The following is a 14,718-nucleotide window of genomic DNA, read 5'->3' as shown; positions in this document are numbered from 1 at the left end:
CTAAAGCAACACTTGCTGCTAAACTTAATTTTAGAAATTTCATTTTAATCTCCTTTTTCGTTAAAATTTCGAAATTACAACTCTGACTACTTAGGGCTAAGGCTTCATAAAGCAAACTTGTGCTTTAATCCGCTTCACCCTATCAATCAAGTAAGATCTAGCTTTAGGAATATTCTAACCTAACTAAAGCAAGGTTCAAATTGTAGCAAATTGGGGGGGGTGTCAAGTTATTTTTTAAGATATTTTTAATTTAAAGTAAATTTTGCAGAAAAATTCTCCTTTGGATTCTTTTTCTTAATCCTCAAAAACTCTCTATTTTAAGATATTTCCTTATCCTTTTACTTTTGAATTAAGGACTCTACTATGAAATTTATGATTTTATAGAATTTATGTAGCAGCCTATGCCAAGTGGGGTGGGTTTGCGTCTTGAGTTGTTATTATCTGTATTATAGATTGTTTCGGGCATTGCCCTCTATTTCAATTCGCCCCAATTATTTGCGGTGCTAATGGTGCATTTGAGAGGGATTTTTAAAGTAGTGATGTTTTCCATAATAGAAGCGATTTTTTGTGCTTCCTCTTGTGCATAATTTTTGGGAGATTCAAAAATTAATTCGTCATGCACTTGTAAAAGTAATTTAGATTTTAAATTTGCTTGTGTGATAGCATTCATTGCCATTTTAATAATGTCTGCTGCACTTCCTTGAAAGATTGCATTGATTCCCTCACGCAAAAATGCTGCTTTTTGGTATTCTTGTGTTCCACGAAAATCAAATTTGCGCATTCGCCCTAATAAGGTAAGAGAATAGCCATTTTCTAAAATAAAATCTTCTTGAGCTTTTAAAAAATCTTTCACGGTTGGGAAAGATTCAAAATAGTTTTGGATATAAGTTTTTGCTTCTTGGAAGCTGATTTTTAATGTTTCAGAGAGTTTTTTTGGTCCCATACCATAGATAAGCCCAAAATTAATGCTTTTAGCCACTGCACGTTTTTCTTTTGCTAAATCTTCACCAAATATTTTTTTGGCAGTTTCAAGATGAATATCTGCATTTTGCCGAAACGCTTCAATCATTGCTTTATCTTGTGAGAAATGAGCCAAAAGTCTTAGTTCAATTTGCGAATAATCTAGGCTTACGAGTAGATGGTTTTCTTGTGCAATGAAACCTTGCCTTATGCGTCTGCCCTGCGCAGTTTTGACAGGAATATTTTGCAAATTGGGATTTTTAGAGCTTAGTCTGCCTGTGCTTGTGCCTGTTTGCATAAATGAAGTGTAGATTTTATGTGCAGAGTTGAGTTTCGCGTGTTCAATTAAAGGTTCAATATAGGTGCTAAAAAGCTTGAAAAGCTCACGATATTCTAGGATTTTTGGGACGATGGGGTGTGCATCAAAGAGAGAGTTTAACACCATTTGAGAAGTGCTTAAACCAGATTTTGTTTTTTTGCCACTTTGTAATTTTAAATCTTCAAATAACACAATAGAGAGCTGTTGGGGTGAGTTGAGGTTGAAATTCTTTTGCGCAAGGGAGAAAATCTCCTCTGAAAGGCTAGAAAGTTTGGCAGACATTTCAGATTTGAGTTCTTTAAAATATTCAATATCAATTTTTGTCCCGCTTAATTCCATATTCACAAGACATTGAATAAAGGGAAATTCTGTGGATTGCGCGACTTGAAGTAGATTGGGCGGAAGTAGGCTAGTTAGCTTTTGATAGAGTTGATAACAAGCTGCTGCGTCTTCACTAGCATATTGACAAGCATATTCTATTGGAATCTGTGAGAAATTTTCCCCCTTTTTAACCACATCTTTATAATGAATCATCTCGTGTTTGAAGTATCGTAACATTAGTGAATCAAGGTTACAAGGCAAGTCGCTTTGGTAAAGCCAAGCGACAAGCATACTATCTTTAATGTTAAAGAAATTTTGAGGAGTGAAGTTAAAGTTTGTGCGTAAGATTTCTAAGTCATATTTCAAATTATGTCCAATAATGGCTTTGGCATTAAAAAGTGCTTGGATAAATTCTAGGGCGACTTGTTTGCTTATTTGTTCTTCTACGCCTAGATAATTATGTGCCAAAGGTGCGTAATAGGCATTGATTCCATCAAGACTAAAGGAGAATCCCACGATTTTAGCATTCAATACATCTAAATTTGTTGTTTCGGTGTCAAAAGATACGATAGAATCGCGGGTAATTTGAGGTAAAAAATCACGTAATTTTTCATCAGTGTTTAGTAAATGGGCTTTGAAGTGAAAGGGGGTTGGTGCTGGTGTTTGTGGAATAAAATCTTGCGATTCTCTAATTTTTGTAGAGTTTTGAAATAAGTGCAAAGAGTTTTTTGGTAAATCTTTAGGTAGAATCTTTTTTAATATGCTATTGATTTCATAGGCTTTTAGGGATTGCGTGATTTTTAGCAAAGGGTTTTGGTGGGGCATTTGGCAATCTTGCAAATTGAAATCTTCTAACAAATCATCACGCAAACGCACAAGTTTTTGACTACGATAAGCATCGTCTTTATGAAGTTTTAGTAGTTCTTGTGTGCGTTTGGAGGCAATTTTGTTAATATTTTCATAGATTCCATCTAAGGTTTGAAAGTTACACAACAATCCCGCTGCACCTTTTGCTCCGATTCCTTTGACGCCCGGAATATTATCAGAGTTATCGCCCACTAAGCTTTGAAAATCCACAAATTGTGCTGGCGTAACCCCATATTTTTCTAGGCAATCTATTTCGTGTATTTCCTTTTTTTTCTTAGGGTCAAAAAGAAAAGTATCCCCATCAATGAGTTGATAAAGGTCTTTATCGTGGCTGATAATTCGCACATAAACATTAAGATTATTTGCTTGCTTGTTGATAGAGGCTATCACATCATCAGCCTCATATCCTGCAATGGAAAGGTTTTTAAACCCCATTTGTTCTACCCAATCAATCGCGACTTTTAATTGTAATTTAAGGTCTTGTGGGACTTCCGGACGATTTGCTTTATAAAGCGGGTCTATACTTTTGCGGAAGTTTTCTTCCTTGGAATCTAGTGCAAACACTAAATAATCTTGTGGATAGTCCTTATATAATTGCATAATCAGTTTTGCAAAGCCTGTGAGTAGTCCTGTGGGAAAACCATCGTGGTTTTTAAGTGGTGGTAGGGCAAAATAACTGCGAAAGAGGAAACCAAATGTATCAATGATTGTAAGTGTTTTCATAAATTTATCTCGTTGGTTTGATGGGAGTTTGTTGCATTTTCTTTACGTTTTTGTGTAATTGTGATTCCACCTACTCCATAATTATCGCAGTCAATTTCGTCAATGACAACAACAAGTGAAGCAGGGTTTCTACCCAACACTTCACTTAAAAGATTCGTAACCCCTGCGATAATGCTTTGTTTTTGTTCTTTAGTAGGTGTGCCATTTTCTCTTGTAATTTTAATATTAACATAGGGCATAGGATTCCTTAATATGTGTAAAGTTAATTTTCTCTTTTGGCTAATCGTTTTTTCTTAATATAAATGTTAATAGATTCCACACCCAAAGAGAATGCCATTGCAAAATAAATATAAGCCTTAGAAATATGGAAATCCAAACCTTCAGCAACAAGTGTTACACCTACTAAAATCAAAAAAGCAAGTGCGAGGATTTTAATCGTTGGGTTGTTTTCTACAAATTCTGAAATACTTTTACTAGCAATCATCATTACACCCACTGCAACAATCACTGCAATCATCATAATTTCAATATTGCTTACCATTCCAACAGCGGTAATGACAGAATCTAGGGAGAAAACAATATCTAAAATAGCAATTTGAATTAGCACACTAAAAAATCCTTTTCTTACTCCTGCTTGTAAGGAATTTTTCTCGTTGGATTCTTCTGCATTATCAATGTCGTGGTGAATTTCTAATGTAGATTTTCCAATTAAAAAAAGCCCACCCAAAATTAAAATCAAATCACGACCGGAAATCTCTTGCCCTAAAACACTAAATAAAGGTGTGGTAAGTTTCATAATCCAAAAGAGCGAAAGAAGCAACAAAAGACGCGTTATCATTGCCAAAGAAAGCCCAAGAATACGAGCCTTTTGTCGTTGTTCTTTTGGTAGTCTTCCTACAAGAATCGCAATAAAGATAATATTATCAATTCCAAGCACAATTTCAAGAGCAATCAAAGTTGCTAGTGCTACCCACATTTCAGGATTTACAATCCAATCAAACATTAAGATTCCTTATTTTAAAATCATAATTATAAGTTATTTTTAGCAAAAACTGCTTAAAAGGTATTTATTGGGATATAATTCTGCCTTATAAACTTATAATTTAGGAGATTATATGCTAGGAAGAATCCTTAGTGAAAATATTATTAGTGGCAATGATGGGCATCGTTATAACTTTGAAGTTTCAGAGATAAGAAACCTAGAAGGTAGAGCAGTGCAGAGCATCATAGAAAATGAAGTGGATTTTGAAATACAAGAGGACAAAGCCGTCAATATTTATTTAATCAAGAAGCAGTTTAGTTTAAGTAAAGAAAGTCTTTTAGCAGAGGATATTCCAAGCATAAAAATGAAAGCATTTTTAATGTATGGTTGTTATGTGCTTAGTGGGATTCCAATCATAGGGCAGATTCTGGGCATTATTGGCTTTGTATTAAATATCTTAATTGTGATTGCATTGAAAAAAATAAGTGGTAGTCAAACTTTACTCAAAAACTTCGTTATCGGAATGATAGCAATGGTATTTTCTATGGTATCCATTATTTTTTCTATCGTAGGTGGTTTGCTTTTGGCTAGTTATACAGATAATGCGTCCTTTGGTATCTTTGGTATCGTTTTCTCTTTAGTTGTTTTGCTTGTATGTGCTTATTATGGGTATTTGTATCATAAAGAACTTGCGCAAATCACGAATCAACCCTTTTTCTTATATAGTTTTTATTTGACAATGGTTGGTTTGGCAACTTCTTTTTTCTATATCGGCTTCCTGTTCTTAATCGGAGCAATTGTTTTACAAGTTTTAGCGTGGATTAAATTTGAAGAAGTAAAAAAGTCTCCTAATGCCTTGTAATACATTAGTTATTGTAGAAAAGTGTAGGGGTTAGAGTAATGCACAACCTCTACAATCTCATTCTTATTTGAAGTTTTACCTTAGTTATTGTCTTTTCTAGAGAATTAAACTCATATATTATTTAGGATAAAAACATAAGACGCCATTGCTTTGCTTGAAATTTATTGAAATTTTTGGTATAAGTGCAAGTTTTAATTTTTGATTCAAATTTAGGAATCCTTGATAATGCAAAAAATCTTAAAAATTGCGCATATTTTAGATAGTTTAAGCCTTTGGAATTCTCGTGTTTCTATGATTGCATTGTGGGCATTGTGTTTGCTTACCTTTGGGCTTTCTATTGCATTGAATTTTTCTTATGTGAATAGCAAATTAGACGACTTCAGCCTTTATTGTTTTGCTTTAATGGTGCTTTTAGCATTTTCTTGGACATTAAAAGAAGACAAACACGTGCGTGTAGATTTGCTCTATGTGCATTATAGTGATAAAGTAAAAGTGGTGAGCTTTCTTTGTGTGAATCTCTTTTTTATCTTGCCATTTTGTCTAGTGATGATAAAGTATGGTTTAGATTTCACGATTCAATCTTTTAAGATTGGAGAATCCTCGCAAAATGGAAAAATTCCTTATTATTTTATTTTTAAGTCTTTTGTTGTGTTTGGATTCTTTCTTCTAAGTTTGCAAAGTCTTAGTGAAATCTTGAAGTCGTTTATAAAGATAAAGCAGCAAGATTACTCAACACGCATAGGTTTTTTTACAGAAGAAACACAAACACTAAAGGCAAATTTAAAAGCACAAAAGCAGGAATCTTAAATGGAATTACTCGCTTTAATTGGAATTGCAATCATTCTTTTGGTTGTGGGTGTGCCTGTTGCTTTTGCTTTTGGTTCTAGTGGGTTGATTGTAGGTAGTTATTTAATGGCTTTTGGTGGTAATCCTTATGTGCTGACTTTTTTGCCTAATCGTTTGGAGGGGATTTTTAGTAATACCACTTTGATTGCGATTCCATTGTTTATTTTAATGGGAATGATTTTAGAGCGAAGCGGAATCGCAGAACGTTTGATTAACTCTATTGCAAAGCTTTTTGGCTCACTTGGCGGGGGTGCAGCAATGGGAGTGATTCTAGTGGGTGTCTTGCTCTCTGCTAGCACAGGAATTGTAGGGGCAACCGTTGTAATGATGGGTGTGATTGCAGTGCCAACAATGATTAAAGCTAACTATGATAAACGATTAATTTCTGGTGTGGTGGCTGCAAGTGGAACTTTGGGACAGATTATCCCTCCATCTATTATTTTAATCATTTTAGCTGATGTTTTAAATGTGAGTGTGCGCGACCTCTTTAGTGCCGCAATTCTGCCGAGTATTATACTTGTGGGAGTTTATGTTTTGTTCGTTTTAGGGGTAGTGATGTTTGCCCCTAAACTTGCCCCCGCCAATCCTGATGATTCTAAAAATCTACGCACTTTGGCATTAGATGCATTGAAAATGGCGATTCCACCGATTATTTTAATCACATTAGTATTAGGAAGTATTTTAGGTGGAATCGTAGAGCCAACCCAAGCCGCAGCAATCGGTGTAGTAGGTGCGTTACTCCTAAGTTTGCTCAATGGACAACTTCATTTAAGCTTAATTAAACAAGCAAGTCAAGAGACGATTACCTTTTGCGGAATGGTGTTTATGATTCTCATTGGTGCAAATTGCTTCACGCTCGTATTTAATGAGCTAGGTGGTGATGTGGTTGTGCTAGAGTTTTTTGCAAATTATTTAAATTCACCTCTTTATTTTATGCTAGTGGCAATGCTTGTGATTTTTGTATTGGGATTTCTAATTGATTTTTTTGAGATTTGTTATATTGCTTTACCGATTCTAGCGGGGATTGCTATGCACTATCAAATTAATATGCTATGGTTTGCATTGTTAGTAGCGATTAATTTGCAGACAAGTTTTTTAACTCCTCCCTTTGGATTCTCCATTTTCTTTTTGAAATCTGCAGTTGGAGACGCAATTAAGATTGGTGAAATTTATAAAGGGGTTGTGCCATTTATTGTGCTACAAGTTTTGGTATTAGGATTGGTATTTTTGTTTCCTCAATTAACGCTTACAAGTGCAGATTGGGCTACAATTTTGCGATTTATTTTTTAAAGGATTGATGATGAAAAGACGAGAGTTTTTAACAACAAGTTTAGGGGTGGCTTCTATGCTAGGGGTTGCGACTCTAGCAGGGTGTAATAGTGAAGAGAAAGTTGCTAATGCTAGTGAGACTCCAACCCCTACAAAAAGAGCAACTCTTAAAATTCGTTTGGCGATGACTTGGTCTATTACAATGCCGATTTTAGCAGATATAGTAAAGCACTACGCTAAAGTTGTTAAAGAGCTAAGTGGTGGTAGTATAGAGATTGATATTTTTCCTGCGGGTAAGCTTGTGCCAGCACTTGGGGTATTTGATGCAGCAAGTAGCGGACAGATTGATGCATTTCATTCTGCTCCTTATTATTGGGAGGGCAAAAATACTGCTTTTAACCTGTTTTCAGGGATTCCTTTTGGAATGATTGATAGTGAGCAAAATGCTTGGTATTTATATGGAGAGGGAATGGAGCTGTGGCGTGAAGTGGCAGCAAAATATAATCTTTATCCTATGTTAGGTGGGGCAACTAGCATTCAAATGTCGGGTTGGTATAAACAAGAAATGAATAGTCTCAAGGATTTTGAGGGTTTAAGGATTCGTATGGTAGGTGTGGCAGGGCAAGTGTTATCCAAACTTGGTGCAGCAACCAAAAATACTCCTGGTGGTGAGATTGTGCCGAATTTAGAAAGAGGTGTTTTAGATGCAGCAGAATGGGTTTCACCCGCTTTTGACCAAAAGTTAGATATTCATAAGGTTGCCCCTTATTATTATACGCCTTGGCAAGAAGCAGGTTCTATCACGGAATTTGTTTTTAATAAACAAAAATGGGAAAATTACTCTAAAGAAGTGCAAACGATTTTGGAGGTTGCAAGTCGTGAAGCGCATATGCAAATGACTGCAATGGGAAATTTCTATAATGCCAAAGCCTTAGAGATTCTGAAAAAAGAGGGTGCAAAAGTGCGCACATTTCCTCCTGAAGTCATTGAGGGATTCAAAAAGACACTTGCAATCGTGCTAGAAGAAGAAAGTAATAAAAATGCAGATTTCAAAAAAGTATTAGAAAGCTATCAGAAATTTCAAAGTGAGCAAGCAACTTGGACACAAGATAGTTTGGGAGCGTATTTAGCAATTCGTTAATTTTACTTAGAATTTATGGTGGGGTTTAACTAAATATCTATCAATGGAAGTTGTGTTAATCTAGTTTTTAAGATTCTACTTTATGGTAGAATTTTGGCTATAATTGTTGAATTTTTAAACTTAAGGATAAGAAATGTTACTTTTTACTCCCGGTCCTACTCCTGTGCCAGAATTTGTGCGTGTTGCAATGAGTGAGCCTACGATTCATCATCGCACTCCAGAATTTGAAGCAATTTTTGCAAAAACTCGCACACTCTTAAGGGAAGTGATTCAATTACCTGAAGTTCTAATGCTAGCAAGTTCAGGAAGTGGAGCAATGGAAGCTTGTGTTACTTCCTTATGCCAAAAGAAGCTTTTAAGTGTAAATAGCGGTAAGTTTGGGGAAAGATTTGGCAAGATTGCAAAAGCATTTGGAATCCAAAATGTAGAGATTAAAAATCCTTGGGATACACCTGCAAGCGTGGATTCTATCCTGGAGGCTTTAAAACAAAACCCAGATATTGATGCCTTTTGTATCCAAGCGTGTGAGAGTGCTGGGGGATTACGTCATTCTTATGAAGAAATTGCTAAAGCAATTAAGAATCATAACCCTGAAATTATGGTTATTGTAGATGGTATTACTGCAATGGGGGTAGAGGAGTTAGATGTACGTTGTGTAGATGCGCTTATTGGTGGTTCGCAAAAGGCTTTTATGCTACCACCGGGACTTAGTATCATCGGACTTAGTCAAAAAGCCATAGAAAAAATTGAAGAACGCAATGTGGGATTCTATTTTAACCTCAAAACGGAGCTTAAGAATCAGATTAAAAACACTACGGCTTGGACTGCACCAACAACAATCGTCATAGGGCTTTGTGCCTTTTTGCAAAAGGCAAAAGAAATAGGGTTTGATACAATTTATAAGCAGACAAAAGCACGTTCCCTTGCTTGCGATAAAGCAATGGAAAGTTTGGGATTGAAAATTTATCCAAAGAAACCAGCGCTTTCTATGACTTGCATTTATGATGAAGCAAGTGATTTGGTGCGCAAAACTTTAAAAGCAAAATTTAATGTTAATATTGCAGGTGGGCAAGATGATTTAAAGGGCAAGATTTTCAGGATTAATCATATGGGATTGATTGATGTTAGCGAGACTTCTTGGGTGGTTAATGCGATAGAATTAAGTCTTGCGGATTTAGGAAGGCACAAATTTAATGGAATCGCAAATCAAGTGTTTTTAGAAAACTATTTCAATCTTTTGTAGGATTGTATGATGAAAATTTTATTAACAGGCACAGCCGGGTTTATCGGTTCTTTTTTGGCAAAACGTTTGTTAGAACGTGGTGATGAAGTTGTGGGGTTGGATTGCATTAATGATTATTATGATGTGCGTATTAAATATGGCAGGTTAGCAGAAGCTGGAATTACACAAGATACTATTGTAGAAAATCAGTTGATACAAAGTAGCAAATATCCAAATTATCGTTTTATCAAATTGAATTTAGAGGATAGAGAAAATCTCTTTACACTTTTTAAAAATGAACAATTTGATAAAGTGTGTAATCTTGCCGCACAAGCGGGTGTGCGTTACTCCTTGATTAATCCTTATGCGTATGTTGAGAGTAATATTGTAGGATTTGTCAATATTTTAGAAGCTTGTAGGCAGTTTGGTATTCAGCATCTTGCTTATGCGTCTAGCTCCTCTGTCTATGGATTGAATGAAAAAATGCCATTTTCTACAAGTGATAATGTAGATCACCCTATTAGTCTCTATGCAGCAAGTAAAAAGAGTAATGAATTAATGGCGCATACTTATTCTTATTTGTTTGGTTTGCCAACGACAGGTTTAAGATTTTTCACGGTTTATGGTCCTTGGGGTCGTCCAGATATGGCATTATTTTTATTCACAAAAGCAATCTTAGAGGGTAGAGCCATTGATGTTTTTAACCACGGGCAAATGTTGCGTGATTTTACCTATGTAGAGGATATTGTAGAGGGTGTAGTGCGTGTGATAGATAATATAGCACAGCCAAATCCTGCTTGGAGCGGATTAACTCCAGATCCCCATAGTTCTAAAGCGCCTTATAAGATTTATAATATCGGTAATAATAATCCTGTGAAATTAATGGATTTTATTGAAGCTATTGAGAAAGAGCTTGGAATGGTAGCAAAGAAAAATATGCTTCCGCTTCAGCCAGGTGATGTACCAGCCACTTATGCTAATGTAGAGGATTTAGTCAGTGATTTGGGTTATAAACCAAATACAAGTATTCAAGAGGGAATCAAAAATTTTATCCAATGGTATAAAGAGTTTTTTAAAGTTTAAAGATATTGCTTGTGTTTATAAGATTGTTTGACAATAAAAAATAAATCTTTATTGATTGCCACGAATATTTTTGAATTTTCTTGCAGTAACAGAAAGGTAAAATTTCATACAAATCAAAATCTTAAGTTGATTTTTGGCAAAAACCTAATATAATCCCACTCGCCTTTCTTGAGACTTGTGCAATAGGTGGCTTGGATAATGCTTCAGGGTGGGAACACAGCAGAGCCCCCAAACCGCTTAGGTGCCGCAAGTATCTTGAGGAAGGTTTTTCGCAATTTCCTATTATCTCCATTATAACAAAGTGATTTCTAAAGTATATGGATAATGTAGAATTTTATTTATAAAAATTACATTGTTAAATTTAAGTGATGCAATGTTATGGGTTTTTTATGATTCTGATAAAAATTTACAATAAATGAGGAGTTATTCTTCCATTATTGGAGTATTTTTAGCGGATTCTAGGTATTTATAGATTGCTTCAATTTCGCTTGGGGTTAAATAATACTTTGGCATAATGTTTTTACCCTTTTGTAAAGCACTTTCAAATCTTTCAAAGCCTAAATTATTGATGCGCGAACCTTGTAGGGTTTTGCCTTTGCGTTTATGAATATAGTTTGCAATCTGTTGCCCTTCACCAAATCGTCCGTGACATTCCACGCAACCGATTCCACGCGGATTATTGTAGAGCATTTTGCCATATTCTAAAGTTGTGATAAAGCTTTCCTCTGCATTAAAAATTGTAAAAATACTCATTAGGATTAGAAAGGCTTCAAATACTTTTTGCACTAATACTCCCTTAAACTTTTAAAAAATCTTTTTTGATTATAATAACAAAATTATTTTTTAAAGGGTATTATGAATGCAGATTTTAGATGGAAAAGCACTTGCACAGCAAATTGAAGCAGAAATCAAATCTAAAGTTGAAGGTTTAAGTCAAAAGGGCATTACGCCCGGATTGGCAGTGATTTTAGTAGGAAACGACCCTGCTTCGCAAAGTTATGTCAATATGAAAGCAAAAGCGTGTAAGCGCACAGGTATTTATTCTATTACACATGAAATGCCTGAAAATATTGCGCAAGATTCTTTGCTGCAAACCATACAAATGCTAAATTTGAATCCAAATATTGATGGAATCTTGGTGCAGTTACCTTTACCCAAACATATTGATACTACTGCAGTGTTAGAAACGATTGCGCCTCATAAAGATGTAGATGGATTCCACCCTTTTAATATGGGACGTATTTTTGCAAATCTTGAGAGTTTTACTCCCGCGACTCCTATGGGTGTTTTGACGCTTTTAGAGCATTATAAGATTCCAATACAAGGTAAAAATGTTGTGATTGTAGGTGCTAGTAATATTGTTGGTAAGCCGCTTGGTGCATTATTTTTAAATAAAAATGCAACCATTACGCTTTGTCATATCTATACAAAAGATTTAATTCAACATACAAAAAAAGCAGATATTTTATGTGTAGCAGTAGGCAAACCAAATTTAATCACACAAGAAATGGTAAAAGAGGGTGCAATTATCGTAGATATTGGAATCTCAAAATTACCTAATGGTAAAATTGTAGGTGATGTAGATTTTGAAAATGTTGCGCCTTTATGTGAGTTTATCACTCCTGTGCCTGGAGGAGTTGGACCTATGACGATTGCTTCTTTGTTGCAAAACACATTAAAATCTGCCAAGCTTCGTGCTAATGTTTAAAAAGGAAAAAGAGAATGAAAAGAATCTTTACCAAACTTTACGAATTTGTTAATAGCTGGGTTGGGACAATTATTATTGTATTAGGCATTATTTTCTTTGTTGCACAAGCCTTTGTGATTCCAAGTGGAAGTATGCTAAACACAATGTTAATTGGGGATAATTTGTTTGTCAAAAAATATGCCTATGGAATCCCAACGCCTACAATTCCTTGGATTGAGCTTAAAATCTTGCCCGACTTTAAGGGCAATGGACATTTAATAGAAGGTGAGCGTCCTAAACGCGGAGATATTGTCATCTTCCGCTATCCACAATCACCCAAAATTCACTATGTCAAACGCAATGTAGCCATTGAAGGAGATGAGGTGCTTTACACTTCACAAGGGCTTTGGGTGTATTTCAGTAGTGATTCAACCTATCAAGATAAAACCACCAAGACTCTACAATTTAGAGGAAAAACCTTTTATTATGACCCTTATTTAGCATCACATTTGGGTGTGCAATATATTGATGTGTTTCCTGACGCCTTTAATCAGTTGGAGATTCTATCCAAACAAGGTGAAGTGCTTGGTATGGAGAGAGTGCAATTACAAAATGGCGAGATTGGGTTTTATGTGAAAGTTAAAGAAGACGAATTTTTTATGATGGGAGATAATCGCAATAATTCTAATGATTCGCGTTTTTGGGGTGCAGTTCCTTATAAATATGTAGTAGGTAAGCCTTGGTTTGTGTATTTTAGCTGGGATAAGGATTTTAATATTCGTTGGGAACGTATTGGCAAAAGCATAGAGTTTTTAGAATCGCAAATGAAAGAACATACAAAGAGTGAAGTTTCTAACAATGCTAATGTGCCTAAATCACATAATATTAAATCACAAGTAATGTAAGGAAATCTTTAATGTTTGATTTGCCACTTAGTTTTAAGATTCCTATTATGGTGGTTGCATTGTTGGTTGCAATCATTGGACACGAAATTATGCACGGATTGGTTGCGCTGAAGTTTGGCGATACTACCGCTAAAGAAGCAGGGCGCTTGAAGATTAATCCGTTGTTACATATTGATTTGGTGGGTTCTATTCTTTTGCCTAGTATGCTGTTTCTTTTGAACGCACCCTTTTTATTCGGTTGGGCGAAGCCTGTGCCTGTGCGGATGGAGCAAGTGATTTTCGGCGGAGGATATTTTGGAGCTTTTGCTGTTTCTATTGCAGGTGTAGCTTATAATTTTGCTCTTGCAGTTTTTACTGCTTTATTGATTTATGCGTTCAATGGTGGAATTTTTGCAGGATTTTTTGAATATTTTTCTAGTCCAAACTTTGTCGCTCTCCTTGTGCTATATTTTTGTTTGCAATTATTGATTTATAATGTTGTATTAGGTGTGTTTAATCTGATTCCAATCCCGCCTTTAGATGGTTCGAATGCGCTTGCTTATCTTGGCTTGATGTTTAAAAATGACTTTTTTGCTAGATTGTTTGATAGAGTGCCTCCAATGATAGGTATGATTTTGTTAATGATTATTTTAAGCACACCCTTATCTCGTGTAATTTTTGTGCCTGTGCAAACCATTATAAACTTGTTATTATAGGAGGATTAATGAAGTTTTTTATTGCAAGTGATCACGCAGGATTTGAGTTAAAAATTTTTGTGATTCGGACATTAACACAAATGGGGCATAGTGTGGAAGATTTGGGACCACAGGATTCTAATCGTGTGGATTATCCCGATTTTGCCAATGTTTTATGTGAAAATGTTTTGAAAAATGAAAAAAATTTTGGAATTTTAATTTGTGGAAGCGGAATTGGAATGAGTATTGCTGCTAATCGTCATAAGGGAATTCGTGCAGCACTTTGCAATGAGCCTTATAGCGCAGCAATGAGCCGTGCGCATAATGATGCAAATGTCTTATGCCTAGGTGCGCGTATCGTAGGTGAGGGTATGGTGGAATGGATTTTAAAAAGTTTTTGTGAGGGTGTATTTGAGGGCGGTAGGCACGCTTGTCGTATAGGGAAATTATAACTTTTAAGGAAATATAATGGCGCAATTTACGCAATGGTTGTTTTTAACAGCATTTATTTTGTTTATTTTGTTTATGGTTGTTAAAACCTTTTTTTATAAAAGTGTAGCCCAAAAGGAAGAAAAAAATAGTGCCGTGATGAAACTCACACTGCAAGAAGCTGAAATTTTAATTCGCAAACACCAACTACAACTTCAAAGAGCTTTGGGAAATATTGATATTTTAACTGATGAAATTACTTCTTTACGAAATGAGGTTAAAGCACTCAAACAACGTAATTCGCAATATCGTGTAGAGAGTGAAAAATACAAAAGTAAAATCAAAGATTTAGAACAAAAAATTGAGGCTTTGTTGTAGTCTGCTTTATTGCAAGGCTAATCCATAGTTTTGTGCAACTATGGATTGAA

15 protein-coding genes and 1 other RNA gene are annotated in these 14,718 nt (G+C 35.3%); 12 read left to right on the top strand and 4 right to left on the bottom strand.

Annotated elements, in window-relative coordinates:
- Positions 1-472: 472 nt before the first annotated feature.
- From polA to Q0Y61_RS02105, 3 genes are read right to left on the bottom strand one after another with little or no spacing between them, the layout of a single operon-like run.
- The gene (gene polA / locus Q0Y61_RS02115) at positions 473-3,190 is read right to left on the bottom strand and encodes a DNA polymerase I (RefSeq protein ID WP_297810610.1); all 2,718 of its coding nucleotides are present in this window, start codon (positions 3,188-3,190) and stop codon (positions 473-475) included.
- Positions 3,187-3,429, bottom strand: a complete 243-nt coding sequence (locus Q0Y61_RS02110; protein ID WP_297810607.1) for a 4-oxalocrotonate tautomerase family protein — start codon at positions 3,427-3,429, stop codon at positions 3,187-3,189. Before Q0Y61_RS02110 ends, polA begins: the two co-directional genes overlap by 4 nt.
- A gap of 23 nt (positions 3,430-3,452) precedes the next feature.
- Complete coding sequence (locus Q0Y61_RS02105; protein WP_297810604.1) at positions 3,453-4,193, bottom strand: TerC family protein; 741 nt, start codon at positions 4,191-4,193, stop codon at positions 3,453-3,455.
- 112 nt (positions 4,194-4,305) lie between these two features.
- On the opposite strand from Q0Y61_RS02105, the gene Q0Y61_RS02100 reads away from it, so the two are divergent.
- From Q0Y61_RS02100 to ffs, 7 genes are all read left to right on the top strand, one after another.
- The gene (locus tag Q0Y61_RS02100; protein WP_297810602.1) at positions 4,306-5,034 is read left to right on the top strand and encodes a hypothetical protein; all 729 of its coding nucleotides are present in this window, start codon (positions 4,306-4,308) and stop codon (positions 5,032-5,034) included.
- A gap of 225 nt (positions 5,035-5,259) precedes the next feature.
- Positions 5,260-5,841: a TRAP transporter small permease subunit gene (locus Q0Y61_RS02095; RefSeq protein ID WP_297810599.1), complete on the top strand. Its 582-nt coding sequence runs from the start codon at positions 5,260-5,262 to the stop codon at positions 5,839-5,841.
- Positions 5,842-7,170 carry a TRAP transporter large permease subunit gene (locus Q0Y61_RS02090; RefSeq protein ID WP_297810596.1) on the top strand — a complete coding sequence of 443 codons (1,329 nt, stop codon included), beginning with the start codon at positions 5,842-5,844 and terminating at the stop codon, positions 7,168-7,170.
- A gap of 7 nt (positions 7,171-7,177) precedes the next feature.
- A complete protein-coding gene (dctP, locus tag Q0Y61_RS02085; RefSeq protein ID WP_297810593.1) occupies positions 7,178-8,290 on the top strand; it encodes a TRAP transporter substrate-binding protein DctP in 1,113 nt (370 codons plus the stop codon).
- 133 nt (positions 8,291-8,423) lie between these two features.
- On the top strand, positions 8,424-9,533 hold the full coding sequence (locus tag Q0Y61_RS02080) for an alanine--glyoxylate aminotransferase family protein (RefSeq protein WP_297810590.1): 1,110 nt from the start codon (positions 8,424-8,426) through the stop codon (positions 9,531-9,533).
- 9 nt (positions 9,534-9,542) lie between these two features.
- Positions 9,543-10,595, top strand: a complete 1,053-nt coding sequence (locus Q0Y61_RS02075; RefSeq protein WP_297810626.1) for an NAD-dependent epimerase — start codon at positions 9,543-9,545, stop codon at positions 10,593-10,595.
- 166 nt (positions 10,596-10,761) lie between these two features.
- Positions 10,762-10,859, top strand: an RNA gene (gene ffs, locus Q0Y61_RS02070) — signal recognition particle sRNA small type.
- Positions 10,860-11,018: 159 nt separating this feature from the next.
- Here the strand turns inward: ffs and Q0Y61_RS02065 are convergent.
- Positions 11,019-11,348, bottom strand: coding sequence for a c-type cytochrome (locus Q0Y61_RS02065; RefSeq protein WP_297810622.1), 330 nt, complete (start codon positions 11,346-11,348; stop codon positions 11,019-11,021).
- 106 nt (positions 11,349-11,454) lie between these two features.
- On the opposite strand from Q0Y61_RS02065, the gene folD reads away from it, so the two are divergent.
- Genes folD through Q0Y61_RS02040 form a run of 5 tightly spaced genes read left to right on the top strand, consistent with a single transcriptional unit; the run spans position 11,455 to position 14,668 of the window.
- Positions 11,455-12,303 (top strand): bifunctional methylenetetrahydrofolate dehydrogenase/methenyltetrahydrofolate cyclohydrolase FolD, encoded by an 849-nt coding sequence (gene folD / locus Q0Y61_RS02060; RefSeq protein ID WP_297810587.1) that lies wholly within the window; start codon positions 11,455-11,457, stop codon positions 12,301-12,303.
- Between the two features lie 14 nt (positions 12,304-12,317).
- Positions 12,318-13,187 carry a signal peptidase I gene (lepB, locus tag Q0Y61_RS02055; RefSeq protein WP_297810584.1) on the top strand — a complete coding sequence of 290 codons (870 nt, stop codon included), beginning with the start codon at positions 12,318-12,320 and terminating at the stop codon, positions 13,185-13,187.
- Positions 13,188-13,198: 11 nt separating this feature from the next.
- Entirely contained in the window at positions 13,199-13,882 is a 684-nt protein-coding gene (locus Q0Y61_RS02050; protein ID WP_297810580.1) for a site-2 protease family protein, read from the top strand.
- Between the two features lie 8 nt (positions 13,883-13,890).
- Entirely contained in the window at positions 13,891-14,313 is a 423-nt protein-coding gene (rpiB, locus tag Q0Y61_RS02045) for a ribose 5-phosphate isomerase B (protein ID WP_297810577.1), read from the top strand.
- Between the two features lie 16 nt (positions 14,314-14,329).
- Entirely contained in the window at positions 14,330-14,668 is a 339-nt protein-coding gene (locus Q0Y61_RS02040) for a hypothetical protein (RefSeq protein ID WP_297810574.1), read from the top strand.
- Positions 14,669-14,718: the final 50 nt, after the last annotated feature.

The organism is uncultured Helicobacter sp. (assembly GCF_947367035.1).
Taxonomy (GTDB): domain Bacteria; phylum Campylobacterota; class Campylobacteria; order Campylobacterales; family Helicobacteraceae; genus Helicobacter_D.
The sequence above is the reverse complement of the archived record's forward strand: the minus strand, read 5'-3'. Positions and strand labels throughout refer to the sequence as shown.